This is a genomic window from Ferdinandcohnia sp. FSL W7-1320, from assembly GCF_038050315.1.
In the GTDB taxonomy this organism is placed as follows: domain Bacteria; phylum Bacillota; class Bacilli; order Bacillales; family Bacillaceae_L; genus Ferdinandcohnia; species Ferdinandcohnia aciditolerans.
In genome coordinates, this window is record NZ_JBBPAM010000001.1 from 5,255,483 (window position 1) to 5,281,959 (window position 26,477).

Annotated in this window: 22 protein-coding genes; 7 read left to right on the forward strand and 15 right to left on the reverse strand. The window is 39.9% G+C overall.

The window, feature by feature from the left end; all coding sequences use genetic code 11:
* Nucleotides 1-120 precede the first annotated feature (120 nt).
* Nucleotides 121-1,494, forward strand: coding sequence for a dipeptidase (locus NST91_RS25140; protein WP_341333326.1), 1,374 nt, complete (start codon nt 121-123; stop codon nt 1,492-1,494).
* Between the two features lie 95 nt (nt 1,495-1,589).
* Here NST91_RS25140 and NST91_RS25145 read toward each other — a convergent pair whose 3' ends face one another.
* The 4 genes from NST91_RS25145 to NST91_RS25160 form a co-directional block, all read right to left on the reverse strand.
* Complete coding sequence (locus tag NST91_RS25145) at nt 1,590-2,540, reverse strand: carbohydrate kinase family protein (protein ID WP_341333327.1); 951 nt, start codon at nt 2,538-2,540, stop codon at nt 1,590-1,592.
* Between the two features lie 236 nt (nt 2,541-2,776).
* A complete protein-coding gene (locus tag NST91_RS25150; RefSeq protein WP_341333328.1) occupies nt 2,777-4,216 on the reverse strand; it encodes a glycoside hydrolase family 32 protein in 1,440 nt (479 codons plus the stop codon).
* 31 nt (nt 4,217-4,247) lie between these two features.
* Entirely contained in the window at nt 4,248-5,645 is a 1,398-nt protein-coding gene (locus NST91_RS25155; RefSeq protein WP_341333329.1) for a sucrose-specific PTS transporter subunit IIBC, read from the reverse strand.
* A gap of 322 nt (nt 5,646-5,967) precedes the next feature.
* Nucleotides 5,968-6,954, reverse strand: coding sequence for a LacI family DNA-binding transcriptional regulator (locus NST91_RS25160; protein WP_341333330.1), 987 nt, complete (start codon nt 6,952-6,954; stop codon nt 5,968-5,970).
* A gap of 140 nt (nt 6,955-7,094) precedes the next feature.
* Between NST91_RS25160 and NST91_RS25165 the strand changes: the two genes are divergently transcribed.
* Nucleotides 7,095-7,931 carry a GNAT family N-acetyltransferase gene (locus NST91_RS25165; RefSeq protein ID WP_341333331.1) on the forward strand — a complete coding sequence of 279 codons (837 nt, stop codon included), beginning with the start codon at nt 7,095-7,097 and terminating at the stop codon, nt 7,929-7,931.
* 24 nt (nt 7,932-7,955) lie between these two features.
* Here the strand turns inward: NST91_RS25165 and NST91_RS25170 are convergent, their stop codons facing one another.
* The 4 genes from NST91_RS25170 to NST91_RS25185 all read right to left on the reverse strand — a co-directional run bounded on the left by NST91_RS25170 (nt 7,956) and on the right by NST91_RS25185 (nt 10,654).
* Nucleotides 7,956-8,441: a GNAT family N-acetyltransferase gene (locus NST91_RS25170; protein ID WP_341333332.1), complete on the reverse strand. Its 486-nt coding sequence runs from the start codon at nt 8,439-8,441 to the stop codon at nt 7,956-7,958.
* Between the two features lie 17 nt (nt 8,442-8,458).
* Nucleotides 8,459-9,280 carry a tryptophan 2,3-dioxygenase gene (gene kynA / locus NST91_RS25175; protein ID WP_341333333.1) on the reverse strand — a complete coding sequence of 274 codons (822 nt, stop codon included), beginning with the start codon at nt 9,278-9,280 and terminating at the stop codon, nt 8,459-8,461.
* Nucleotides 9,281-9,461: 181 nt separating this feature from the next.
* A complete protein-coding gene (locus NST91_RS25180) occupies nt 9,462-9,893 on the reverse strand; it encodes a threonine/serine exporter family protein (RefSeq protein WP_341333334.1) in 432 nt (143 codons plus the stop codon).
* A gap of 17 nt (nt 9,894-9,910) precedes the next feature.
* Nucleotides 9,911-10,654, reverse strand: coding sequence for a threonine/serine exporter family protein (locus NST91_RS25185; protein ID WP_341333335.1), 744 nt, complete (start codon nt 10,652-10,654; stop codon nt 9,911-9,913).
* A gap of 405 nt (nt 10,655-11,059) precedes the next feature.
* Here NST91_RS25185 and NST91_RS25190 point away from each other — a divergent pair, with 405 nt between their 5' ends.
* Entirely contained in the window at nt 11,060-12,724 is a 1,665-nt protein-coding gene (locus NST91_RS25190; protein WP_341333336.1) for a glutamine--tRNA ligase/YqeY domain fusion protein, read from the forward strand.
* Between the two features lie 36 nt (nt 12,725-12,760).
* Here the strand turns inward: NST91_RS25190 and NST91_RS25195 are convergent, their stop codons facing one another.
* From NST91_RS25195 to NST91_RS25205, 3 genes are all read right to left on the reverse strand, one after another.
* Nucleotides 12,761-13,234, reverse strand: a complete 474-nt coding sequence (locus tag NST91_RS25195) for a SpoIID/LytB domain-containing protein (protein ID WP_503421005.1) — start codon at nt 13,232-13,234, stop codon at nt 12,761-12,763.
* Nucleotides 13,150-14,331 carry a SpoIID/LytB domain-containing protein gene (locus tag NST91_RS25200; RefSeq protein ID WP_341333338.1) on the reverse strand — a complete coding sequence of 394 codons (1,182 nt, stop codon included), beginning with the start codon at nt 14,329-14,331 and terminating at the stop codon, nt 13,150-13,152. The genes NST91_RS25195 and NST91_RS25200 overlap by 85 nt, the downstream gene beginning before the upstream one ends.
* A gap of 256 nt (nt 14,332-14,587) precedes the next feature.
* Nucleotides 14,588-16,306, reverse strand: a complete 1,719-nt coding sequence (locus tag NST91_RS25205) for an ABC transporter ATP-binding protein (protein WP_341333339.1) — start codon at nt 16,304-16,306, stop codon at nt 14,588-14,590.
* A 408-nt stretch (nt 16,307-16,714) separates the two neighbouring features.
* On the opposite strand from NST91_RS25205, the gene NST91_RS25210 reads away from it, so the two are divergent.
* Nucleotides 16,715-18,817, forward strand: coding sequence for a metallophosphoesterase family protein (locus tag NST91_RS25210; RefSeq protein ID WP_341333340.1), 2,103 nt, complete (start codon nt 16,715-16,717; stop codon nt 18,815-18,817).
* A 19-nt stretch (nt 18,818-18,836) separates the two neighbouring features.
* Here the strand turns inward: NST91_RS25210 and NST91_RS25215 are convergent, their stop codons facing one another.
* From NST91_RS25215 to NST91_RS25225, 3 genes are read right to left on the reverse strand one after another with little or no spacing between them, the layout of a single operon-like run.
* On the reverse strand, nt 18,837-20,699 hold the full coding sequence (locus NST91_RS25215) for a PTS fructose transporter subunit IIABC (protein ID WP_341333341.1): 1,863 nt from the start codon (nt 20,697-20,699) through the stop codon (nt 18,837-18,839).
* Nucleotides 20,700-20,714: 15 nt separating this feature from the next.
* On the reverse strand, nt 20,715-21,626 hold the full coding sequence (gene pfkB / locus NST91_RS25220; RefSeq protein WP_341333342.1) for a 1-phosphofructokinase: 912 nt from the start codon (nt 21,624-21,626) through the stop codon (nt 20,715-20,717).
* Entirely contained in the window at nt 21,623-22,378 is a 756-nt protein-coding gene (locus NST91_RS25225) for a DeoR/GlpR family DNA-binding transcription regulator (protein WP_341333343.1), read from the reverse strand. The genes pfkB and NST91_RS25225 overlap by 4 nt, the downstream gene beginning before the upstream one ends.
* Nucleotides 22,379-22,988: 610 nt before the next feature.
* Here NST91_RS25225 and NST91_RS25230 point away from each other — a divergent pair.
* Entirely contained in the window at nt 22,989-23,330 is a 342-nt protein-coding gene (locus NST91_RS25230; protein WP_341333344.1) for a DMT family transporter, read from the forward strand.
* Nucleotides 23,330-23,644: a DMT family transporter gene (locus tag NST91_RS25235; protein WP_341333345.1), complete on the forward strand. Its 315-nt coding sequence runs from the start codon at nt 23,330-23,332 to the stop codon at nt 23,642-23,644. The genes NST91_RS25230 and NST91_RS25235 overlap by 1 nt, the downstream gene beginning before the upstream one ends.
* Nucleotides 23,645-23,718: 74 nt before the next feature.
* On the opposite strand, the gene gltC is transcribed toward NST91_RS25235, so the two are convergent.
* Nucleotides 23,719-24,624, reverse strand: a complete 906-nt coding sequence (gene gltC, locus NST91_RS25240; RefSeq protein ID WP_341333346.1) for a glutamate biosynthesis transcriptional regulator GltC — start codon at nt 24,622-24,624, stop codon at nt 23,719-23,721.
* Between the two features lie 440 nt (nt 24,625-25,064).
* On the opposite strand from gltC, the gene gdhA reads away from it, so the two are divergent.
* Complete coding sequence (gene gdhA / locus NST91_RS25245; protein WP_445724521.1) at nt 25,065-26,393, forward strand: NADP-specific glutamate dehydrogenase; 1,329 nt, start codon at nt 25,065-25,067, stop codon at nt 26,391-26,393.
* Nucleotides 26,394-26,477: the final 84 nt, after the last annotated feature.

A 26,477-nucleotide genomic window follows, 5' to 3' on the forward strand; every position in this document is an offset into this window, starting at 1 on the left:
CAAAATTTTAGTGCTTTTGTTTTAGTTATTAAGATTCTAAATTATTTCCCTATTCATTTAATTGATGTAAAATAATGTAATAGAGTTGTTTATTGCACATCAAAAAAGGAGGAGACAACTTTGAACAAAAACATCCAAACCTATCTAAAAGAAAACAGAGATTCTCATTTAGAGGAACTTTCCAAATTCCTTTCAATCCCTAGTATCAGTGCATTACCTGATCACAAAGAAGATGTAAACGCAACTGCAGAATGGGTTGCTCAAAGCCTACGAAATATTGGTATAGACAATGTCAGCATTCATCCTACTGAAGGACATCCAGTCGTATATGGGGACTGGCTTCACGCAGAAGGAAAGCCAACTGTTTTAATTTATGGACACTATGATGTTCAACCAGTGGACCCACTTCATTTATGGGACAGCCCTCCGTTCGAGCCAGAAATTCGCGAGGATAAAATCTTTGCACGTGGAGCTAGTGATGACAAAGGCCAAACGTTTATGCATTTTAAGGCTTTGGAAACGATTTTAAAAACGGAAGGAAAACTGCCACTAAACTTCAAGTTTCTTATTGAAGGTGAAGAGGAAATCGGTAGTCCGAGTCTTCCAGCATTTGTTGAGGAAAACAAAGAACTTCTTGCAGCAGATGTTATCGTAGTTTCTGATACTAGTATGAATGAACGCGGAAAACCGACCATTAGCTATGGAGTACGAGGACTTGCAGGCCTTCAAATTGATATAAAAGGTGCAAAAAGTGACCTACATTCTGGCCTCTATGGTGGTGGCGTACATAATCCGATTAATGCACTTGTGCAATTACTAGATTCTTTCCATAATGAAGACGGAAAAGTGACTGTTGAAGGGTTCTATGATGATGTTCTTCCAATAACTGAGGAGGAAAGACAAGCATTTAAAGATTTAAATTTCGATGAGGAGAAGCAACGTCAAGAGCTTGGTGTCCCTGCTCTTTTTGGAGAGAAGGGCTATAGTTATCTTGAGCGCACTTGGGTCCGACCAACTCTCGATATTAACGGAATCTTCGGAGGGTTCCAAGGTGAGGGTATTAAAACAGTAATTCCTTCTGAGGCACATGCAAAAATCACATGTCGACTTGTTCCGAATCAAGATCCTGATGTAATCGTCGAACAACTTAAACAACATATTGAGAAAAATAAACCGGTTGGAATTGAAGTGAGCTTGCAGCTTTTTGACAAAGGTGCACCATATGTAACTCCATTTGACCACCCTGCCATTCAAGCAGCAAGTCGTGCTTATGAGCAAGTATATAAGGTGCCTACCTCATTTACACGCGGTGGCGGTACATTGCCAATTATCTCAACCCTAGATCAAGTCCTACATGCGCCAATTGTGTTAATGGGATTCGGACTTCCAACTGAAAATTTCCATGCACCAAACGAGCATTTCCACCTCGAGAATTTTGACAAAGGGTTGGAAACGCTATGCACATATTGGTATGAATTAGAAAAGTCATTGTAAGAGAAAAGGTGGATTCCCTCGTTGGGATCCACCTTTTTTTGGTTTGAACACACTACTATATCACAATTAAATGGCGGACTCTCAATTGATCCACCTCATTTTTTAGCTGAAAATGCCTGAACTTGCTCAAGTGTCGGCAATGCAGACATGGCTCCTTTTTGTGATACTGCAAGTGCACCGGATACACTAGCAAACGTAGCAATCTCCTTGATTTCGTCAAGCGAATATTCTACTATCTCTTTATCTCTACGGCTGAACTGGTACAACAATCCAGACACAAACGCATCTCCTGCACCTGTTGTATCCACGCTTTTTACCTTTCTCGCTTCCACAAAAATGGACTCTCCCTTAAAGAAAGCATGCACTCCATCCTTACCAAGCGTGATGAATAATAGTGGAATATTGTATTGTGCTAGTTTTGTAACACCACGTTCAATATCTTTCTCACATGTAATAAACTCTAACTCAACCTCTGATAATTTCACGACATCTGCCTCACGAAGCATAGAAGTGATTTTCTGTTTCGCTATGTCTAAATCCTTCCATAGCATTGGCCTTAGGTTTGGATCATAGGAAACGACTAAACCTTTTTCCTTCGCCAGCTGGAGCGCCCTCTTCGTCGCCGACTCCGCCGGGTCATCAATGAGAGAGATTGAACCAAAGTGGAACACATTATGCTCATCAAAAAGAGACACTGGAATCTCTTCAGGAGTTAAATAGCGGTCCGCGGTTTTTTCGATATAAAACGAAAACTCTCGCTCACCATCTTCTCCCAATGTAACAAACGTAATAGCTGTACGAACTTCATTTGAAAGGTACATCGTTTCCGTTTGAACATTATAATTCTCCAAAGTCACTTTTAAAAAATTGCCAAGAACATCATCCCCAACTTTACCGATGAATGACGACTTTGCACCAAGTCTTGCTGCACCTACCGCAACATTCGCCGGTGCACCTCCAGGACTCTTGAGAAACTGCATATTGTCTTGGTCAAGTGGAATGAAATCGATTAATGCTTCACCTAAACAAATAACACCCTGTTTCATCGCATCACTTTCTTTCGTTTAAACTTATTTTTAGGGGCTAAAAGTACATGCTTAGGATTTTAGGTGTCGAGCATGTACCGCGAAACACTTCTTGCGGGACACGCTTGAGCCTTTTGACGTTGAGCATGTACGCGAGGCCCTTCTTGCAGGTCACGCTCGAGCCTTTAGGCGTTGAGCATGTACCGCGAAACCATTCTAAAGAACAAGCTCAAGTCTTTTAACTCCGAGCGTGTACCTTAGCCCAAATCCCATTTCTTCAAATCAAACTGTACCCTTCCAAGGGCTGAGAATGTTATGGTTTGATCCGCAACATCTGGATAATACCTTGCTGTAAACACTTCTTCTCCATCATTCACGAAAATCTCAATCGAAGAAGTATCTATAAACACGTGTAGTTTTTTCACCGCATCAATCTTACAATGGCGTGATTCTATGCTTCCATCCTTAAAGTTTTTGCGCTGGAGCCTCATTTTTCCTAGTTTCGAAGAATATTCGAACCTTGCTCCACCTCTAAAATTGATTTCAAAGGAGTCCCCTTCGTAAATTATTTCATCAAAAAGGAGTTCAAGTGCCTCTCCTTTTATCCCTTCAAGAGTAACATTAGATGTTATGATTTGAACCTCATTATAGGACACTTCATTTTTACGTAACAGCTGCAACTCTTCCACTGGCTGCTGCACAATTTTTTCCCCTTTACGTGTAAGAACACGTGGCAGGGTCATCGCATGGATCCAACCTTTTTCAATAGTCGGTTGATATTTTTCATTATCATCCGTAATTCCCATCCATGCAAAAAGGAGTCTTCTTCCTTTTTCATCAACGGTTGTTTGCGGAGCATAGAAGTCAAACCCGCGATCTAATTCAGTAAAAGAGCCATGCTGATAAGAAGCTTTTTGATAATCTAACTCGCCAACAAAATAACCTGCTTGGAATAAATTATGATATACGTCTCCCTCTGGCTCAAGCCCTTGAGGTGAAACAAGCAGAACATCCTTCCCGTCTAACTCGAACAAATCCGGGCATTCCCACATGTAACCGAATGGCCCAAGTTGATTCATCGCCGAGCCCGTTAGTGGACCGAGCAAATTCCAATTCATAAGGTCTGTAGAGGAATAAAGAACAACCTTCCCCTGCTTGTCTTCGTCTTGTGCTCCTAGCACCATATACCACGTATCTTCTTTTTTCCAAACCTTTGGGTCACGAAAATGAGCGGTATAGCCTTCTGGAAGATAAATGACGGGTCCCTTTTTCTCAAACGTAATTCCATCCTGTGAAACTGCCATACATTGATACGTCTCACGGTCCCCATTTTCATCCTTCACATTTCCCGTATAAAATAGCACCATTTTCCCATCATTCTCAATGGCACTTCCTGAATAACAGCCATTTTTCTCATACCATTCGCTTGGAGCTAGAGCAATTGGTTGGTGCTCCCAGTTTATGAAATCCTTTGAGGTATAATGTCCCCAAAATTTCGCACCGTGTGCCGTTTCAAATGGGTTCCACTGATAAAACAAGTGGTATACCCCCTTAAATTGAATGAAGCCATTTGGATCATTTAACAAACCAACTGGGGGCATTAGGTGAAATCGCAAACGATACGGATCACTTTCTACCATTTCCCTATTTCGCTCAACTTCTTGATTTGCCTTTTCTATTAATTCATGTTGATTCATGATGAACTCCTTACGTAAAGAAGGCAAGTCATTACTTGCCTTCTAGCATTTTATCTGAATAACCGAACATCCAAGTTAGTATGAATGCTACCGCTACTGCGATTACGTTCACGAGAATATAGAGCAAAATTTGTCCATTTAGATAAAGCAGTGTTCCAGGAATTACGGTGATTGCCATCCCTGTTGCTTTTAGTCCAAAGATTGAGGCAAAGAAACCACCAACACCACCACCGATAATACCCATAATAAACGGTTTTCCATAACGAAGGTTAACCCCGAAAATAGCTGGTTCTGTTATTCCTAAAAATGCCGATAATGATGATGGTAGTGCTAAAGCTTTTAATTTTTTTGATTTTGTTTTTAATCCTACAGCTAAAGCCGCTCCACCTTGTGCTGCAGTTGCACAAGTAACAATCGCGTTATATGGATTATTACCGAAGTTTTCAAGTAGTTGTATTTCTAATAAGTTAAAGACGTGATGGACACCTGTAATAACGATGATTTGGTTTAAGGCTCCAATGACAATACCCGCTAATCCAAATGGCCACTCAAGTACCGCTACTGTTGCGTCTAAAATCAGGTTTTCAACTGTGTGGAATACCGGTCCAATTGCAAAGAGTGCTAAAGCAATCATGATTAGTAATGTTAAAAACGGCGTTACAATTAGATCCAATGCTTCTGGTACACGTTTACGAATCCATTTTTCAAGCTTGGCACCAACAATACCTGTGATAAATGCTGGGATCACGGAACCTTGATAACCAACCACTGGGATAAATCCAAAGAATTTCAGTGGCTCTACTTCACCACCTGCAACCCCCCATGCGTTTGGCAATGATGGACTGACTAACATTAATCCTAGGATGAGTCCAATAGTTGGGTTTCCGCCAAACACGCGGAATGTTGACCATGCTACTAGGGCAGGTAAGAAAATAAAGGCTGTATCCGTTAAAATTTGTGTGAATAAAATGAAGTTTTCAGGGATACTAGCAGGAGTTAAGCCAAACCATGCAAGGATTTGTTCCTGCATCACTAAGCCTCGTACACCCATGAAAAGACCTGTTGCAACTAAAGCTGGAATGATTGGAACGAACACGTCACCGAATGCTCTGATAGCACGTTGAAAGGCATTTCCACTTTTCGCTGCCTCTTTTGATTGGTCGGCCTTCGTTGATGTTTCAATTCCAAGTTTCTCGACTTCTTCATAAATACGATTTACTGTTCCTGTACCAAGGATGACTTGGAATTGACCGGAGTTAAAGAATGCCCCCTTAACCTTATCTACATTCTCAATCTTTTCTTGGTTGATTTTTTCTTTATCTTGTACCATAATTCGTAATCTTGTCGCACAGTGTGCGGCAGAAAGGATGTTTTCTTTACCACCAACCGCTGCAATAATTTCTTCAGCAATTCGACGATTTTCTGACATTACTATCACCTCTATTAAATAGTGTTTGTGTGTAATCGATTACACATTCGTTAAAAATCAAATACGCCTTGAGGTATTTGCGCCCAGATTTTTTAGGCCCACACGATGAGGGTCACAAAGACGTTGCCACAGGAAGTGGCGTACTAAGTCTTTGATCTTAAGCTCGAAAAGTTTCCATTGAAAATCTGTGGCATCCGCCGGAGGCTTTAACATAATTCAGCAGTGTTTCTGCTGAATTATGTTAATAGGTAATCGATTACACATTCACTAAAAAAAATTAATGTCCTGTGTGTAATCGATTACACATTCATTACAAAACCGATTATATACTATCTCTAATTATTAGTCTATAGTCGATTTGTTTTTTTTCTAAGGAAATCCCTTCCTGCAACATCTGTAATAATGTCTTGGCTGCTTCCGCTCCAGTATGCTCACTTAATAGATCAACTGTAGTTAATTTAGGGGTGATATATTTTGATAAATCGGACGCACCCATACCTGTTAGAGCAATATCCTTTGGAACATGTAAACCTTGTTCTTTCAGGTATTCCATGGTGCCTATTGCTAAACGATCTGTAACCGCGACAATTGCAGTTGGTTTTTCAGAAGAAGATTCAATGATCTCTTTTGCCATCATATAGCCTGACTCAATCGTGAACTCCCCTTTTTGGATCCACTGATCTATAACCGGTAATTGGCTTTCCTTCAGCGCCGCTAAGTATCCCGCTTTACGCTTGAATCCTACCTCATAGTCTGACTCGTCTACACCGATAAAAGCAATTTTAGTATGGCCTTTATTGATTAGGAGATTGGTGATGTCTTTTGCAGCCCCGTAGTTATTGTTAATAACAGAAGGTATCCCCTCAAATTCCTGTCCAGTCGCCACAAAAGGGATGCGAAGTTTTTCGATTTCCTTAAGTAGTGTCTCACTTCGGTTTGTGGCAAGAAGAATGATACCATCAACCTGTTTGCTTTTTAAAAGTTTTACATACTCGATTTCTTTTTTCGGATCAAGATTTGTATTGGTTAATAGTATTTGATAGCCGTGTTTGGCTAGTTCTTCACTGATTCCACTTACAATTCTACTAGCTGTCTCAGTACTTAATTTTGGTAAAATGACACCAATGACATTGGATTGCTTTGTTCGTAATGCCTTCGCATGCTCACTTGGTATATAACCAGTTTCATCAATGATTTTTAAAATCCGTTTGCGAACGTCATCACTCACATATCCTGAGTTGTTCAGCACACGCGAAACAGTTGCACTAGAGACATTAGCCAGCTTCGCAATTTCTTTCATCGTAATCATGTCACTTTCCTCCATTACATTCATCCTCTTTATTTTACACAAAAGTTCCAGAGACTAAAGGAAATTTTACTCGATTTGGAGAATAATTGTTGTAACAGGATTCAAGAAGACACCTGAATCGATAAAAGGTCGTGAAGAAAATGATTATGAAGCTCGATGCTGTTAAGTTTAAAATTGTGAAACCACTCCTCACTGGATTAGAAAACCATCCAGTTATGCATGGAGTGATTGATGGTAATAATCTCGGTGAGATTTACGTAGATAACGAGAGAAATCCTAAAACCGCCTTTATTTGGGCAAAAAATGAGATGTTCTATCTTTGCGGTAGGATTGATAATGAGAAGTTTAACTCAGAACTTGAGGAATATATCGCATCTGAAATCCGCCTTGAGGCACTCCCAGAGGAGGATACTTTAAATCTCGAAATTTACCCAAACCATGAATGGAATGGATCTGTTGAATCCATTTTTACGAGAGTTTCCCTTTTGAAGGGGGAGCGTGTGCCGTTTGTTTTCCATAAAGAATGGTTTAATTCTAGTGATTCTAAAGATGTGCCTGAAGGATATGAGGTACAACCCATAAGTCAGGAGCTAATTGAAAGAGATAGAGATGATATTGTTAAAAACGAAATCATAAAATTTTGGGGAGAATCCCTTGGTCCATTTTTCCAAAAGGGCTTCGGCTACGTTGTTGTTCAAGGATCAAACGTGATCGGAACTTGTCTCTCTGTCTTTGTATCTGAAAATGAATACGAAATTGGAATTAACACATATGACACAAACCACCGGGGTAAAGGACTTGCTACCGCAATGGCAAGGGCCTTTATCGAAGAATGTCTAATACGGAATGTAACCCCTCACTGGACAACAGAGTCGTTTCGCAAAGACTCGATTGCGATTGCAAAGAAACTCGGATTTGAACAGCTAGAACATTACCCCGTTTATTACTTGCCGTTTGATGAATTTATGATCAAATAAGGAGTTCACCGTTTGGCGAACTCCTTATTTACTTTCTTCTATAGTAAATTCCTGAATCGAACAGTTTCTTTCATCAAATCGTTCCTCATAGTTTCCCTTCGTACATTTTGAAATGATATTTCTCCAAAACGCCCGGGCACGCTCATTCTTTTCAGACTGTTGCACATACCACCTTCCAGGAAACATTGAAAAGATTTCCTCCGCAACACGAGAGCCAATACCCTTGCCTTCATAACCTCTCATGATAAAAAATTCTTCTATTGAATTGGGTTCTTTATCTGATTGACTTTGCAGTAAAACAAATCCTGCAAGTAAACCATCCACTTTCACAAAATATGCATGATGATTACGGTCGGTCCAATAGACGTCCAGATTAAATCTACCAAAACGTCCATTTTCTTTTATCGTTATACTACTCATATATTTCGTAAATTCATAGATATAAAATTGCATGAGATTATGTAAAACGTCTTCTTCCTCTTTTGAAACGGCTTGAATTTGTATGTCCATTTTTACATTAAGCCCCTTTATAATTTTGTCCGCATATTCCACAACTCAGGGAAGAAGCGATGGTTGCTCACCTGCTTTAAGTACTCAACCCCCGCCGAACCCCCAGTTCCTCTTTTATATCCGATAATCCGTTCAACCGTAATCATGTGATTATAGCGCCATTTCTGTTGGTGGGATTCAATATCAACTAACTTCTCCGCAAGCTCGTAAAAATCCCAATACTTTTCTACGTTTTGATAGACTTCTAGCCAGGCCTGTTCAACACTATCATTTGCCTTATAATCCTCCGTCCAATCCCTTTTAAGGTACGATTCATCGATGTGAAAGCCTCTTTTTGAAAGAGCTAGGATAGCAGCATCATAGATACTTCTTTCTTGAAGCGCATTTTCAACCTGTTTGTAAATTTCAGGTTGATGCTTATATACCCCTAGCACATTGGGCTTCTTATGGCCCAGTGCAAACTCGATTAACCGATTTTGATAGGATTGGAAGCCTGATGACTTTCCAAGTTGCCCCCTAAATTCCATATACTCAGAAGGTGTTAATGTTGAAAGGACATCCCAGGATTGAATTAATTGCTGCTGAATTTTTGATACCCTTGATAGCATCTTAAAAGCAGGTTCGAGGTCGTTTTTTAAGATAGACGCTTTTGCAGCTTTAATTTCATGTAAAATAAGCTTCATCCAAAGCTCACTTGTTTGGTGGATAATAATAAAAAGCATTTCATCATGATGCTCGGAAAGGCGATGCTGGCTCGAGAGTAATGTATCTAGTTGAAGATAGTCACCATATGTCATGTCCTTCGATAAATCATTATAAATGCCATCGTTTTTGCTCATAGACGTCTCCCTTCGGTTTGAGGCTGGTGTTTGTGTGACCAAATATTATACACCCTTACTTTCTATGAATATGCCGAGATTCCTTTATATTTCATGAACTTTTTATTCGGACCAAAGGCTCTAGCCATACACCTATCCAAAATAAAAAGCCTCCAGGAATATGATATTCCGGAAGCTTCAACTAAACTCTCTTCTTTCTCCTAAAAATTAACTGGTTTAGTACCTCGGATAAGACAAGTCCGAAGGCAATCGCGCCAGAAATCATAAATGCCCTTGCTGCTAGTGGGAGTGCTGTTGAATAGTCATTTTCAACAAAATTCCTCATTGCGTCGTATGAGATTCCACCAGGTACTAAGGGGATGATTCCAACGATGCTGTAGATAATCACTGGGTTTTTATAGACCTTTGCAAAGATATGGCTGATGACTGCAACTAAAAAAGAGGCAGCAAGTGTCGCATATACAGCATCAATCCCTTGTAGAAATAAAAAGATATATAACATCCAGCCAATCATTCCGACAAACCCACATTTAATAAGCGACTTTTTCGGAACGTTGAAGATGATTCCAAATGTACTTGAAGCAATTAAGCTTGTAATCAGATGGGAAAGCATTTTAAACTCCTTTCAACTTAGAAAATAGCGAGAACTACCGCTACTCCCGTTCCAATGGCAAAAGCAGTTAGAAATGCTTCCGCCCCCTTTGAAATCCCCGAAACAAGGTGTCCTGCAATTAAATCACGAACGGCATTTGTAATCAATAAACCAGGTACAAGTGGCATTACAGAACCGATAATAATTTTATCGAGTTCAGCCCCAAGTCCAGTTACAATAAACAGATAGGCAATCATTCCAATTAAAAATGACGCCATAAATTCCGCAAAGAACTTTATTCGAACCAGCTGATGAAGGAAGAAAAAAAAGGCAAAGCCCACTCCTCCCGCGATACAAGCTGGTAAAAAATCGGTCCAACTCCCAAGGAACATAATCGTAAAGCAACCGCTAGCTATGGCTGCTGAAAGAACCTGAATCCAAATCGGAAAAGAAAGATTCTTTTTTGAAAGCTCCTCTAACTCCCGCTTTGCTTCTTGAAGCGTTAATTCCCCGCTGCTAATTTTTCGCGAAATGTTATTTACTAGGGTTACTTTTTCTAAATCAGTAGACCTCTCATTTATTCGTACTATATTTGTAGGTTCTGTACCACTTGTCGAGAACATAATTCCCGTTGGTGTTACATAGCTTTGAGACGTTACGTTCCCAAAAGCGGCAGCCATACGATTCATTGTGTCCTCTACTCGATAGGTTTCTGCCCCACTCTCGAGCATAATCTTTCCCGCTAACAGGCAGATCTCAATAATTTCAATCTTATTTTCCATAAAACCTCGCTCCAATAATTTCAAATGCGCCTTGGCGTATTTGCGCCCAGATTTAGGCCCACAGGAAGTGGGTCATAAAGACGTTGCCACAGGAAGTGGCGCTTTTAGTCTTTGATCTTACTGATTGAAAAACTTCCTTTAAAAATCGCATGTCTCCGCCAGAGGCTTTAACTTTATTCAGTGGGGTTTAACCCCCACTGAATAAAGTTGATAATTTCAGATAAAGTAAAGCTTATATGAAAGACAGCCTAATAATCAACTTAATCTTTGGTAAACATGAGAATAATGGTAATTATTCTGGTTTTATGATATATTCATCCATTATAGACGATGTTCAAAAAGAAGCAATGCAATTAATAGTACCAAGACTTTTTGAGCGTCCAGTACAGGATAACGAAAGAGGTTATGGCCGTGGAAAATAATAATGTTTCAAATTTTATTAGAAATATCATAATCGACGATTTAGAAACTGGAAAGCGTGACCACGTTGTCACCCGCTTCCCACCAGAACCAAATGGGTATTTACACATCGGACATGCTAAATCAATCATTCTAAATTTTGACCTTGCAGATGAATTTAAAGGTAAAACGAACCTACGATTTGACGATACAAACCCTTTAAAAGAGGACATTGAGTTTGTGAACTCGATTAAAGAAGATGTGAAATGGCTTGGTTATGATTGGGACGGTTTATTTTTTGCATCGAATTACTTTGAGGAAATGTATGACCGTGCTGTTTTACTCATTAAAAAGGGCCTTGCTTATGTCGACGATTTAAGCGCAGATGAAATCCGTGAATATCGTGGAACCCTAACAGAACCTGGAAAAGAAAGCCCATATCGTGATCGTTCAATTGAAGAAAACCTTGAGTTGTTCGAAAACATGCGTGCTGGTAAGTACGGAAATGGTGAAAAAGTTTTACGTGCAAAAATTGATATGAAATCACCGAACATCAATTTGCGTGACCCTGTCATTTACCGAATTTCACATACAACTCACCACAATACTGGTGATAAATGGTGCATTTATCCGTTGTATGCTTTTGCTCATCCTATTGAGGATGCAATTGAAGGTGTGACTCATTCTATATGTACGATTGAGTTCGAAGATCAACGTCCTTTTTATAATTGGGTTGTTGAGCAATGTGAAATGGAAAGTAAGCCACAACAAATTGAATTTGGCCGTATCAATTTAACAAATACGGTGATGAGTAAGCGTAAGCTAAAGCTGCTTGTAGACGAAGGCTTTGTGGATGGATGGGATGACCCACGCATGCCAACCATTTCAGGGCTTAGAAGAAAAGGGTATACACCTGAAGCCATCCGTACATTCTTGCGTGAGCTAGGGGTTGCGAAAAACAACGGAACCGTTGATACACAAATGCTTGAGCATTTCGTTCGTGAAGATTTAAAGCTTAAAGCACCACGTACAATGGGGGTTATTAATCCTCTTAAGGTGGTCATCACCAACTATCCAGAAGGACAAGTGGAAATGCTGGATGCAGAAATTAACCCTGAAAATCCAGAAATGGGTACAAGACAAATTCCATTTTCTCGTGAAATTTACATCGAGCAAGAGGATTTCATGGAAAATCCGCCGAAAAAGTATTTCCGTCTCTTCCCTGGCAATGAGGTTCGTCTAAAGCACGCGTATTTCATTAAATGTGAAGAAGTCATTAAGGATGAGGAAGGAAATGTGGTGGAGCTTCATTGTACGTATGATCCTGAAACAAAGAGTGGTACAGGCTTTACAGGTCGTAAGGTAAAAGGTACCATTCACTGGGTTGAGGCAACACAAGCGATTCCTGCTGAATTCCGTTTGTATGAGCCACTTATTTTAGATGCTGAAGAAAAAGAGGAAGAAGAGGATAAAACATTCCTCGATTACGTCAATCCAAACTCTCTTGAGATATTAAATGGATTCGTAGAGCCGAACATGAAAGATGTGAAGCCACATGACAAGTTCCAATTCTTTAGACATGGTTACTTTAACGTCGATCCGACGCACTCTACAGATAACCATCCAGTCTTTAACCGAACTGTTTCATTGAAAAGTTCATTTAAATTATAATAAAGAAGACTCGTGCCCATGCACGAGTCTTCTTTATTAGTATCTATCCTCTATGTCGATTCCTTGGTAATAATGCTTGAGGATTTCCTCAAAGGTTGCCCCTTTTTCAGCCATTCCGACTGCACCCGTTTGCGACAAGCCAACACCATGACCCCAGCCGCCACCGTATACTTTAAATCCAGTTACTTCTTTATTACTATCCTTCACAGGCTCAATATGGAACAACGTACTTAGCAGGGAAGCTTGGTTACCGCTTGCATTAATATATTTTAAAGTTGTTCGAATGCGATCCTTGGTTTCATAAAATGTACCATTCTCCGTAACAAACTCCATTTCGAGCACACGACCTGAACTTGAGCGCTCTAAAACATTAATTTCATAAACCTTACCAACCTCAGTGTTAAAGGATGTACTCAATACATCGCTCATTTCTTCGGCTGTCCATTCAAAATTCCAGCGATGGTATTTAGACCAATCTGCCTCAAAATCTCCCTCACTTGCTGCACGCAGGGATTTGGAGTTGCTATTGTTTTTGAAGACCTCAAGAGAGGGTACGTGCTCAAACGCTTACCTCTTTGTGCATCTGGAACTCCTCTTAAGTATGGAACAGGGTCTGAATTCCACACATCTTCATTATTGGCCGAAAAACCGCCACTAGTAGAATTAAAGACAGCCGTAATTAATTTTCCTTCGTAAGTTGCAACAATCCCTCGTGTACCATCAACTGCATCGTTCGAAATGGGGTGTTCAGCCTCAAAACCACCATACACTTGGTCAGACGTTGTTGGAAGAAGATCATACCCGTCATTACCTCTTTTACCCATATTTGATAAGGCATATGTTCTTGCAGCAATGGCTTGTGACTTTTGCGCCTCTAATTCCCCGTATGGTACAGGAGGTAATTCGCGTGGGACAACACCATATAAATACTCCTCTATTGGCAGTTCGTTGATTCCCGCAAGTGCCCCCGAACTATTAAAACCAACCTCAGCGATTCCACGATACTGATTCCCGTTAATCGTCACTAAATCCTCTGAAACAATCTGAATCGGATTTGTTGTGGTGATGGCTGTTTCCCCTTTTGAGACTTTGATTGTTGATTCGCCTTCAACAGTTGTAATTAATCTCCAGTAGGCATCACTAGCACCTAATCCTCTTGCCACAATTTCATCTTTAAAAGCAGTTCTTACCGCAAAAGATGCATCTGACGGAAATTCTCCGATTAATAAACGCCAACCATTATTGTATTCTTCAAGATAAGTTGAATATCCAAACGTTTCAGCACGCTGTAACCAATCCTGAATATAAGCATTGCTTGTGGAATATGCAACCTGTAATCGATAATTTGTTTTTACAACAGATGAGCCTGCAAGCTCAACTTGAACCTCCTCATTATCACCTGTTAAAAGGACCTCACCTGTTTCTTTGTTAATCACATCAAACTTACTTACCGCACCGACTGCCAAAGACTCTACAGAAGGCACAACCCCAATCCGAATATTTGGCTCCTCTCCCTCACTTGCCTCTGCCGGGTTGCCCCAGATTCCCTGGAGTGAAAAAATACTGACAAAGGTAAACACAAATAATAGCTTACACACCTTTTTCACGCACGATTCCCCCTACAATTTTTCGTCATACTCTTTAGTTCGTTAAGGAGAATAAAACATCCTTTCGTACAAATTTACCATTTTTTGAAATAAAATTTCACAAATAAATTTTACTTGTTCCCTACCATCCGATTGAAACTGACAAGATTCATTGTTCTTCTACCCTTTTCCGTGCGTTTGGCCGCCATCTATCTGAAATTTTTATATGACCTTTGGCCCAATTTGGCACAAAAAAATAACCAGGGTTTCCTGGTTATTATGATTGATATTGGACCTGATGTAGATTTGCGAAGATCCCGCCTTTTTCTAGTAGTTCATCATGTCCACCTTGTTCCGCAATACCTTCTTCTGTCACCACGATGATGCGATCTGCATTTCGGATTGTAGCCAAACGGTGTGCGATAACAAGTGTTGTGCGATTTTTTGAAAGCTCTGTTAAGGCTTTTTGGATAATCTGCTCTGTTTCCGTATCTAAAGCAGAAGTGGCTTCATCCAATATTAAGATTGGTGGATTCTTTAAAAACATTCGAGCGATGGCAATCCGTTGTTTTTGACCACCTGAAAGCTTAAGACCACGTTCTCCAACCTGTGTTTCATAGCCATCTGGTAGTCCAGCAATAAACTCCTCCAGGTGAGCACGCCTTGCAGCCTCTTCAATTTGTTCATCCGATGCCCCAAGCAATCCGTATGCAATATTTTCACGCAGCGTTCCTGTAAAAAGGAAAACATCCTGCTGAACAATTCCAATCTGGGAACGCAACGATTCCTTTGTCATTATTCGAATATCCATTCCGTCAATCGAAATGGAACCTCCATCAACATCGTAGAAACGAGGAATTAAAGAACAAATAGTCGTTTTCCCGGCTCCAGAAGGGCCGACAAAGGCCACTGTCTCTCCAGCATGAACCTTAAGATTTATATCTTTTAAGACCGGTCCCTGCTTTTCATCATAGCCAAAGGTTACTTGATCAAACGCAATATCTCCACGAAGGGATGGTACTGCAATTGCATCTTTCGCATTTTTCACTTCAGGCTCCATATCGAGTAGCTCTGTAAAACGTTTGAAACCAGCCATCCCTTTTGGGTACAGTTCCAATAGGGCACTAATTTTATCAATCGGTTTAAACAGGACATTGGCATATAAGACGAATCCAACTAATTCTCCGTAAGTAAGCTCCCCGCTAAAGCTTAACCACGCACCGACTACTAACACGATAAGGACAAACAGACGTGTCATGAGGTAGATACCAGCAGATGCTGATCCCATTACTCTATAAGCACTAAGCTTTGAACGACGAAATTTACGGTTATCAACTCTAAATCTAGAAATTTCAAATTCTTCATTTGTGAAGGATTGGACAACACGTGCCCCCGCCACACTATCTTCGACCCTAGCATTTACATCCGCAATATTGCTATACATCGCCTTCCACGCACGATTCATACGGACATTTGAAAATGCAATCAACCATACTAAAAATGGCACAACAATAATCGCAATTAGAGCAAGTTTCACATTGATCGTTAACATAATCCAAAATGCCCCAACAAAAGTCATAATGGCAATGAACAAATCCTCAGGACCATGATGAGCAAGCTCACCAATATCAAACAAATCATTCGTAATGCGGCTCATAATATGACCTGTTTTTGTATTATCAAAAAAGCGAAAAGACTGCCGCTGCACATGTTGGAATAACTGCTGCCTCATATCCGTTTCAATGTTAATCCCAAGCTTATGGCCCCAATAGCCTACAATAAAGTGAAGACCTGTGCTAACTGAATATAATACTAACAATCCAATGCTCACCCATATGATTGCAGACCAGTTATTAGTTGGCAAAAGTTTATCAATAAACCACTGCACCGCTAGCGGAAAGGCCAGCTCTAGAATCGCAACAATCACCGCACAACTAAAATCTATTAAAAACAAAGTGCGATGGGGCTTATAATATGTAAAAAAACGTCGAATCATTTTGCTCTCTCCTTGTGATTTTCCTACTGCTATAACGAATTATAAGCTGTATCACCTAAATTTGACAAACTATTTTGTTACTCGAAGTTTTTTTGTTTGGCTTTTCTCACTTATGCACTTTCTTCTCCACTTGTACAAGGAACTCAATCTTGCGGGACACGCTCACTCTCTTTTTACTCCAGCTTGTATCGCAAAACCACTCTTGCGGGACACGCTCGCTCTCTTTTTACCCCAGCTTGTACTGAGAAACCCCAGTACACCCTTACTCTCCCTTCTCACTCCAGCTTGCATCGCGAACTCTCAATCAAAACACCCAATCTCCCGTTCCAACACATTTCTGTTACATACCTGAAATGAACGGCCACTAGAACCCTGAATAGGATATAAAAAAATGGGATGGTGAACAAAATGGATATACCGACAATTTTATCGGGGCCAATCCTACGCCGAGTTGAGCCTTCTCACATTTATATTTGGATTGCGTTAAGAAAAAGATACAGACTTGGTGCAAAGCTGTATCAAATTGAAAAAATAGATGATACCAATTTTGCGTACCATGAAATAGATTGTGATACTGAAACAACCACTTTCCGTGCTGGAAAACAACTTTATATTAGCCTAATCAAACTAACACCACCGTATCAAGCACAGTTCCCTGTAAACACACTCCTAGCCTATAATCTCCTTTTCCAAAAGAATTCTGACATTTATGACCTTCAAGACTTCGGACTCCTAGGAAAAGAGCAACCAAACTCCATCACATATGGAGACCTCGATTTTCCTAGCTTTTTTATTCGAGATCTAACTCAACAAAAAACCAATCTCCTATATGGCTCATGTCGAAAACTTCATGGAAAAGGTGAGGATGCCCTTAGCCAAGGAGACGAAACAATCAAAATGAACTTTTTAGACCTCGAAAAGCGCCCAGACGCTTTATTTTTATTAGGTGACCAAATTTATGCAGATGATGTGCCAGATCCAGTATTTCACATCATGACGGAAGCAGGTAAAAAACTAATTGGTAGAGGAGAAAACCTTACTGAAATAGAGCCTCGCCTAGAAAATAAACCTTTCAAAAAATCAATAAACCAAACCCGAGGAAGACAATTTATCATGGAGCATTTTTGCAAATTCACCTCCGCAAATGCCCGGAACCATGCAATGACATTTGGTGAATATGCCGCTCTATATTTACTAGCATGGTCACCAGAACTTTGGGGTGCTTACACAGATGATGGTGATTTTCCTTCATTTAAAGACCAAACTAGGAAAAACCAACTTTATTATATTTACAAAAAAGGGAAGAGAAAGAAGGAAAAGAAAGTATATGAAAAAGAGTATAACGAACAAGTGGAAGATGTGAAGGAAACCTACCAAACACTTACAAAGGTAAGAAGATTACTTGCTAACATTCCGACCTATATGATCTTTGATGACCATGATATTACAGATGATTGGAACATCAGTCACAATTGGAAAAATAGCGTCTATTCATCAAAACTTGGAAGACATGTCGTTGCCAATGGACTTATGGCGTATTGGCTGTTTCAAGGATGGGGTAATGACCCAGACCGATTTGACCCTGTATTTCTCCGTAAGATGTGGGGATATAGTAAAACTTATGATACTCGTTCACATTCACATGAAGCATGGGAAGAAATACTTTGGAAATTCAATCAGTGGAATTTTGTTGCACCGACAAGCCCAGCATCCATTTTCCTTGATACAAGAACACAACGAAAGTACGATCACACCCCTCTCCCAGTTTCCCTTGGTCGTACGATCGAAGAAAAGGACCGTCCTCCGCAGCTCATTGGTGAACGCGGTTGGCGGAACTTAACAGATTGTTTAGATGGTAGTGGATGGAAAAGCGGTGAACCACTCCTTGTAATCTCCCCAGCACCGGTCTATGGAATTGGCTTAATTGAGTCCTTTCTCAATCAATATATGTATCCATTAAAAACAATTGGAGTTCCCTCAACAACAGCATTTGACTTTGAATCCTGGAAGTATAACGGAGAGGGCTTTAGTGAACTCCTTCACCAAATCAAAGAATGGAACCCGAGTCACTGCTTTATTTTATCAGGAGATGTTCATTACGCTTCTGCTGTTTCAACCAATATCGAATTTCCCGATGGAGAAGGTTTATGCATCTACCAATTTACGAGTAGTCCAATGAACAATATGAGTTTTTCAGGGATACAAGGCGGATTGATGAAGGCAATCGTTACAATAAATGCAGCGAAAAGAAGGAATAAAGAAATCAACAGATACTGTGATGCGACCTACGATATCATTAAACAAAAAGGAAATACCCCTTGTCCCACAAACTTTACGTGGAAAGAAAAGATCCGTTACCTGTCAATGGATCAAGGACCCATCATTGAAACTGGAAATAATCTTGGCCACCTTGTACTCACCTCGACTCAAGCAAACAATGCGCTACTTCAAAACAATAACACCATCACTTATAAACCCATTACATTATCATTAAAAATACCCCGTGCCTAAGTAGCACGGGGTAATACCCTTATTTTATCGGTTTTTTCAAGAACCCAACTAATAGCGCCGTTATTATTGTACCGATGATTATCGCAAGTACGTATAACGCCCAACTACCATTTACAAAAGGAATAACAAATATTCCTCCATGTGGAGCAGGTAAGCCAATACCAAACAACATGGTTAGTGCACCCGTAACTGCTGAACCAATGACCGCGGAAGGAATAACACGCCCAGGATCGGCAGCAGCAAATGGAATTGCACCTTCTGTAATAAACGATGCACCCATGAAATAAGCCGTTTTTCCAGCTTCACGCTCTTGCTTTGTAAATTTATTTTTAAAGAGGGTTGTTGCTAAAGCTAGTCCAAGCGGCGGTGTCATTCCACCCGCCATAATAGCTGCATGTGGTGCGTAATTTCCAGCATCAATCATGGCAATTCCAAAGGTAAATGCGGCCTTATTAATTGGGCCACCCATATCAATTGACATCATTCCCCCTAGAATTAAACCAAGTACAATCAAGTTCCCTGTACCTAGTCCTTCTAACCAACCGGTCAATCCGTCCATTACAAATTTTAACGGACCAACAAGTACATACATAATCGCACCTGTAATCAAAATTCCAAAGAACGGATAAATCAGCACTGGTTTTAGACCTTCAAATGATGATGGTAAACCTGAGAAGAATTTTTTCAATAATAAGACCACATATCCTGCAAGGAAACCAGCTATTAATCCGCCTAAAAAACCAGCTCCTCCTGTTGTCGCCATTAGACCACCAATCATACCTGGTGCTAATCCGGGACGGTCAGCAATACTCATGGCGATAAATCCCGCTAAAACAGGAATCATTAATTGAAACGCATTAGCACTTCCGATTGTCATCAACGCGCCAGCAATCGGACTATAGGATGGATCATTCGGGTCTGAAGCATTGATTCCAAAAATAAATGAAATGGCAATTAAGAGTCCGCCACCTACAACAAACGGAAGCATGTTAGAAACACCATTCATTAAATGCTTATAAAAACCGCTTCTTTCTCCGCCTTCTGTTTTTTTCTTTTCGTTTTTTTCAGCTTGGTAAATTGGGGCATCCTGATTAACTGCTCTTGTTAATAATTCCTCAGGTATGCGAATACCTTGAGCAACCGGCACCTGAATTACTTTTTTACCATTAAAACGAGTCATTTCTACTTGCTTGTCTGCAGCCACAATGATTGCGACTGCCTCATCAATGTCTGCTTGAGTCAGTTCATTTTTCACACCTGTTGAACCATTTGTTTCAACCTTTAAATCAATGTTCATTTCTTTTGCTTTTGCCTTTAATGAGTCTGCAGCCATATACGTATGTGCAATTCCAGTTGGACATGCCGTTACCGCAAGAACTTTTTGCTGTCCTTCTTTTTTCTCTACCGGCGCTTCTACTTCCTCTGATTCATTTTCCTTTTCATTAATAACATCGATTAACTCGTCTGGTGTTTTAACTTGCATAAGCTGTTCACGAAAACCAACGTCCATTAATAATGAAGATAATCTTGATAGGGTTTCAAGATGTGCATTATTTGCCCCTTCACTTGCCGCGATCATGAAAAATAAATGGCTTGGTTGTCCATCCAATGATTCATAATCTACTCCCTTTATGGAGCGTCCAAACGCAATCGCTGGTGTCTTCACCGCAGCTGTCTTCGCGTGTGGTATCGCTATACCTTCACCAATCCCTGTTGTACTTTGGCTTTCTCTTGTTAAGATTGCCTGTTTGTATTGTTCTTTGTCCTGTAGACGGCCAGCTTTATCAAGTTTTGAGACCAATTCATCAATGACCTCAAGTTTTGATGAAGAAACAAGGTCAATAATGACTGTATCTTTTTTCAACAGATCCGTAATTCTCATCCTGCATGTTCCTTTCTATATTTTTTTCACTTGTACTTGTGAAATCAATTCATTTATTTTCTCTTCCGTTGCTAATCCTTCAGAATAGGCTGTGGCACTGCCGGCTGCTGCTCCAAAATGAAATGCTTCTGTCGCTACCCGTTTTTTTGAATAAGATGCAATAAAGCCTGCCACGACTGAGTCCCCAGCGCCTACAGAGTTAACAAGTGTCCCTTTAGGAATGTTCGCAAAATAGACTTCATCATTCACAAATAGCAAACTACCTTTGTCCGCCATCGAAACAATAACATGCTGCGCTCCCATTTCGATGAGCTTTTTCCCATAAGGAATTGCTTCTTCGGCATTTTTAATCTCAACACCGAAAATTTCACCTAACTCATGATGGTTTGGTTTAATTAAAAACGGCTGATATGGAAGTACTTCGACTAATAAGTCTTTTGTAGCATCAACAACAACTTTAACATCCTTGTCTTGTAATGTCTCAGTGACTTGTTGATACAGTGTCGACGGTAACGATGCCGGGATACTCCCTGCAAGTACCACCATATCTCCTTTTTGCATTTGATCAAACTTCTCTAAAAGCTGTTCGAGCTCCGAAGATGTAATTTTCGGACCCGCTCCATTTATTTCAGTCTCCACATCAGAATGAAGTTTCACATTAATTCTTGTATCTCCTTCTACAGTTACAAAGTCTGTTTTGATATTCTTAGCTGTTAAGCTATCAATAAGGTATTTACCAGTAAAACCGCCTACAAACCCTAAGGCAACACTCTCTATTCCAACATTTTGTAAAACTGTAGAAACATTAATCCCTTTTCCCCCCGGGCTTTTTCGATCACTTTTAATACGATTCAGTTCACCAACCAAAAATTCATCCAAGTCGATAAAATAATCAATGGAGGGATTTAATGTAACTGTGTAAATCATGTTGTCACAACCTTTATGTTGATATGTTCTTGATAGGATGAAAGCTCACTCTTTGTTAATCCATTATCTGTTATTAAAGTGACATCCTTTAATGAGGAAATCTTTGAAAAAGAAACCTCATTAAACTTCGTGTGATCAGCCAATATATAAGTTTCCTTTGCTAAGCTCATTGCCGTTTGTTTGATCAGTGCTTCTTCAGGATCAGGAGTCGTAAAACCATACTTCAAATCAATTCCATTCACTCCTAAAAAGCACTTATCAAATCGGTAAAGGTTCAAACTTGATAATGCCCGACTCCCGATTAAGGCTTTTGTACTCGGTTTCAAAACACCACCTATTAGATAGGTAGTAATCCCTTTTTCAAGTATGGGCTCAATCAAGTTTACTCCATTGGTCACCACTGTCAGTCCCTTGTGGTCAAGATATGGGATCAATTCCTGTGTTGTTGTCCCTGCATCCAAATAAATGGAGTCACCATCTTGAATAAGCTCAGATGCATATTTAGCAATTGCTTGTTTTTCTTTTATATTCTTAGCTGTTTTTTCTATATAACTCGGTTCCAATTGATTTCCGTGAACGAATGCCGCTCCACCATGGACCCTTCTTAATTTGTTTTCATTTTCAAGTTGTACTAAATCACGACGAATCGTTGATTCCGATGAATTTGTTCTTTCAATCAGCTCTTGAAGTTTCACAACCCCGTGTTCTTTTAGTAGCGATAAAATAAGCTGATGTCTTTCTGGAGTTAACATCATGTCACATCCTTCATGGATTGTACTCTCATTATAGTGAAATCATTTTTAGAAATCAATCAAAAACGTCCATATTCATTCAAAAACACCCACAAGTAACTTTTCCCTCTTTCTTCAAAAAGGTTTCTATTGTATAATGAAAAAAGTTAAATAAAAAGGTTTTCTAGGGTTCCGTAGCCTTTGCTAGTCTGGTCCGAGAGAAAACTCATAGCAATAATGGATGTTCAAAAAGTCCGGTGAAAATGACACATCGAATTTCTGCGCACATCGCTCCGAGAGCACTGTGAATAACTAGGTTATGCGCTTGCGTCTACTAGTTTATTCATGAAGTCAATTCCTCAGCGCAAGGCTGCAAGGGAGTTAACTCAAGCCGTTGCCTCGCTCCGGTACTCAAAGCTAAACCGCCTCGAACTTCGGACGCACAGGATGTGCTAGTGTCGACAATACATGAGGACGTGGCGTTCTTGTCGACGTAGTCCTTTTCATCATTCTTTTTAAATATTTTCTAATTTTGCTATGCCACGGAGGGACAAAAGCCTGGGAGATTATACATTTGTTATAATCTCTCAGGCTTTTTCTTTTTAATCGAAACGATAAGGGGGAATTATAGATGAATTTAGAATGGATAAAAGTCCTTTTTGCGGCTTTTTTTGAAGTATTTTGGGTGATTGGATTAAAGCATGCAGATAGTTTTTGGACATGGACTGGAACTGTCATTGCAATCTATATCAGCTTTCATGCACTTATTGCAGCAGGAAAAAAATTACCGGTTGGTACGGCTTATGCTGTCTTTGTTGGACTAGGTACTGCCGGAACCGTTATATCAGAAATCCTGTTTTTTAATGAACCAGTTAAACTGGCAAAGCTTCTATTAATAGGAGTGCTTTTATTTGGTGTAATTGGTCTGAAACTTGTTACAAAAGAGAAGGACACAGAAGGAGCTGAAGGTTAATGGCATGGTTCTCACTCATTATTGCAGGTGTTTTTGAAATGTTAGGGGTCGTGCTCATTAATCGACTTCATCAAAAGAAGAATTGGCAATCACTAGTCTTACTGCTTGCCTCTTTTGGCGGAAGCTTCCTATTTCTAAGCATAGCGATGGAAACTCTACCTATGGGCACTGCATATGCTGTTTGGACAGGAATTGGAGCATCTGGGGGAGCCATTCTTGGTATGATCCTATATGGAGAGCCAAAAGACTGGAAACGATTCTTGTTTATTGGGATCATCATTAGTGCTGCTGTAGGCTTGAAATTAGTAGGGTAATTGAAAGGGGAGCCTTCAAAAAGCTCCCCTTTAATCGACAAAATCTGTCTATTTCTACGGAAATAGAACAAATCTTAATATTGAAATTTGTCTAAAAATGAAAAATAGTCCTTTAAAAAGTCATAAAAAAGCTGTTCAGTAGGAAGTAGTTTTCGCTCTTTTGGAATAATAACACCTACCGAACGGGTTACCTCAGGTTGGAGAACCGAAACTTTCACGGTAGAACGTGGAATATTTTCAATTAAAGTCACCTCAGGAATGATTGTTATTCCTAGTCCAGCTGAAACCAGACCTTTAATAGCGTCAATATCTTCTCCTTCAAAGGAAACTGTCGGCTGAAAGCCCAACTGATTACATGCCTTTACAATGATATCTCGTAAGATAAATCCATTCGGGAATAATACAAACTGTTCGTCTTTTAACTGACTAAGACTTAATGACTTATTCTCTGCCAATGGATGCGCGCGTGGTAAAAGAGCTACCATCTTATCCGTAAATAGAGTAGTGCCTGTAATCTTCTTTTCCTGATTTGGTACGGGTCCTAACAGCGCCATGTCGATTTCGCCTGTTTTTACTCGTTCAATTAGAGAATAATAATTGCCCTGTGACAATGAAAACTTAACTTGTGGATGACGTTCTCGAAATGCAGATATCATTGTTGGTAGGGTATAAGCAGCCAAACTGCTTGGAAATCCAATTCGAATCGTTCCTCGTTCCGGATCTAAATATTCTTCAATCTCACGTTTTGCATTATCTAATACATTTAATGCCTGCTCGACATGATCTAAAAAAACTCTTCCGATTGGCGTTAATTTCACATTTCGTCCATCTCGAATAAACAAGTCTACACCTAATTCGGATTCAAGGTTGAACAATTGCCTGCTAACTGCCGATTGAGCAATATGCATTGAATTCGCCGCTTCCGTTACATGTTCTCGTTTTGCAACCTCAATAAAATAAGTTAACTGTCTAAGTTCCACAAGGTGTCCTCCTTAATCCATCTCATTACGGCATTGCTTATATCTTTTATTAATATTGTTTAGATTAATTATTCATTATAAAATAGTAAATATCAAGAATTTACAGATAAAACGTCGGTTTTATTTTTTTTGACTAAAAAGGGAGTTCAAAAAAGATGATTAAAGGACCACGTCGACAAAAACACCAAGCCTCATGTCTTGTCGACACTAGCACATCCTGTGCGTCGAAATTTCAAGGCGGCGCAGCTTTGAGTACCGGATCGTATGCAGTTAATACGTGAGGAACGAAGAAGCAAGACAACGCAGAAATTCGATGCGTCATTTTCATCTAACTTTTTGAACATCCCCTAAAATATATAGCAAAGAAAGGGTGAATGTACACGATGGCTATGATCGAAAAGTCTATTCCTGTACCAGAGTTAAAACAAGCAACCGATTATATGAACAAAGTATATGAGGAGGTTAAGAAGAGAAATCCTCATGAACCAGAGTTCCACCAAGCAGTGAAAGAAATTTTCCTTTCTCTTGTACCTGTGTTTGCTAAAAATCCAAAATACATGAAACACGCGATTTTGGAAAGACTCGTTGAACCGGAAAGAATGATTACATTCCGAGTACCTTGGGTTGATGACCAAGGTCAAATCCATGTAAATCGTGGCTATCGTGTTCAGTTTAACAGTGCACTTGGCCCTTATAAAGGTGGTTTGCGTTTCCACCCTTCCGTTAACTCAAGTATCATTAAGTTCCTCGGCTTTGAACAAATCCTTAAAAACTCTTTAACTGGCCTTCCAATTGGTGGAGGTAAGGGCGGATCTGACTTTGATCCGAAAGGAAAATCAGATAACGAGGTTATGCGATTTACCCAAAGCTTTATGACAGAATTAGCTAGACATATTGGCCCTGATATCGATGTACCAGCTGGAGATATCGGCGTTGGAGCAAGAGAAGTCGGCTACATGTTTGGCCAATACAAAAGACTTCAAGGTCGCTTTGAAGCAGGCGTTCTAACTGGCAAAGGCCTTGGCTATGGCGGAAGCTTGGTTCGTACAGAAGCAACAGGCTATGGTACTGTCTACTTTGTTGAGGAAATGCTGAAGGAACAAGGTCTTTCTTTTGAAGGAAGCACAGTTGTCGTTTCTGGTTCCGGGAATGTTTCTATTTATGCGATTGAAAAAGCCCAACAGCTTGGTGCAAAAGTAGTTGCATGTAGTGATTCAAACGGCTATATCTATGATGAAAATGGGTTAGACCTTGAAACTATCAAACGTATCAAAGAAGTTGAACGTAAACGTATTAAAGAATATGTATTAGAACACCCAGAGGCAGAATATATTGAAGGCTGCTCAGGTATCTGGTCAATTCCTTGCGATATTGCATTACCTTGCGCAACCCAAAATGAAATTGACTGTGAATCAGCTCAAACACTTATTTCAAATGGTGTAAAGGCAATTGGTGAGGGTGCAAACATGCCTTCTACTTTAGAAGCAATTGATTTATTTATTGAAAGCAATGTCCTATTCGGGCCAGCGAAAGCAGTTAATGCGGGTGGTGTTGCCGTTTCTGCACTTGAAATGTCACAAAACAGCATGAGACTTTCATGGTCATTTGAAGAAGTCGACAGCAAGCTTCAGGACATCATGGCTTCAATTTATCGCAACAGCATGGATGCTGCTGAAGAATATGGCCATCCTGGTAACCTTGTATATGGAGCTAACATCGCCGGCTTCCTAAAAGTAGCTGACGCAATGATCGCTCACGGTGTCATTTAATAAGTCATTCAAAAGCTGTTTCCTCTTTAGGAAGCAGCTTTTTTTCATACACATAAACAACAAACATAAAAGGCACATGCTCCA

Bases quoted from the DNA above. Each gene is read 5' to 3' on its own strand.
- NST91_RS25160 (WP_341333330.1), bottom strand. From the start codon at position 6,954: ATGATTACGATGAAAGAAATTGCGAAGCTGGCTAATGTCTCTAGTGCA.
- gdhA (WP_445724521.1), top strand. From the start codon at position 25,065: ATGAACAAAGTATATGAGGAGGTTAAGAAGAGAAATCCTCATGAACCA.
- NST91_RS25165 (WP_341333331.1), top strand. From the start codon at position 7,095: ATGATTATGAAGCTCGATGCTGTTAAGTTTAAAATTGTGAAACCACTC.
- NST91_RS25185 (WP_341333335.1), bottom strand. From the start codon at position 10,654: ATGGAAAATAAGATTGAAATTATTGAGATCTGCCTGTTAGCGGGAAAG.
- NST91_RS25235 (WP_341333345.1), top strand. From the start codon at position 23,330: ATGGCATGGTTCTCACTCATTATTGCAGGTGTTTTTGAAATGTTAGGG.
- kynA (WP_341333333.1), bottom strand. From the start codon at position 9,280: ATGAGCAAAAACGATGGCATTTATAATGATTTATCGAAGGACATGACA.
- NST91_RS25145 (WP_341333327.1), bottom strand. From the start codon at position 2,540: ATGAAACAGGGTGTTATTTGTTTAGGTGAAGCATTAATCGATTTCATT.
- NST91_RS25205 (WP_341333339.1), bottom strand. From the start codon at position 16,306: ATGATTCGACGTTTTTTTACATATTATAAGCCCCATCGCACTTTGTTT.
- NST91_RS25230 (WP_341333344.1), top strand. From the start codon at position 22,989: ATGAATTTAGAATGGATAAAAGTCCTTTTTGCGGCTTTTTTTGAAGTA.
- NST91_RS25155 (WP_341333329.1), bottom strand. From the start codon at position 5,645: ATGTCAGAAAATCGTCGAATTGCTGAAGAAATTATTGCAGCGGTTGGT.
- NST91_RS25170 (WP_341333332.1), bottom strand. From the start codon at position 8,441: ATGGACATACAAATTCAAGCCGTTTCAAAAGAGGAAGAAGACGTTTTA.
- NST91_RS25150 (WP_341333328.1), bottom strand. From the start codon at position 4,216: ATGAATCAACATGAATTAATAGAAAAGGCAAATCAAGAAGTTGAGCGA.
- pfkB (WP_341333342.1), bottom strand. From the start codon at position 21,626: ATGATTTACACAGTTACATTAAATCCCTCCATTGATTATTTTATCGAC.
- NST91_RS25210 (WP_341333340.1), top strand. From the start codon at position 16,715: ATGGATATACCGACAATTTTATCGGGGCCAATCCTACGCCGAGTTGAG.
- NST91_RS25225 (WP_341333343.1), bottom strand. From the start codon at position 22,378: ATGTTAACTCCAGAAAGACATCAGCTTATTTTATCGCTACTAAAAGAA.
- NST91_RS25180 (WP_341333334.1), bottom strand. From the start codon at position 9,893: ATGCTTTCCCATCTGATTACAAGCTTAATTGCTTCAAGTACATTTGGA.
- NST91_RS25190 (WP_341333336.1), top strand. From the start codon at position 11,060: ATGGCCGTGGAAAATAATAATGTTTCAAATTTTATTAGAAATATCATA.
- NST91_RS25215 (WP_341333341.1), bottom strand. From the start codon at position 20,699: ATGAGAATTACGGATCTGTTGAAAAAAGATACAGTCATTATTGACCTT.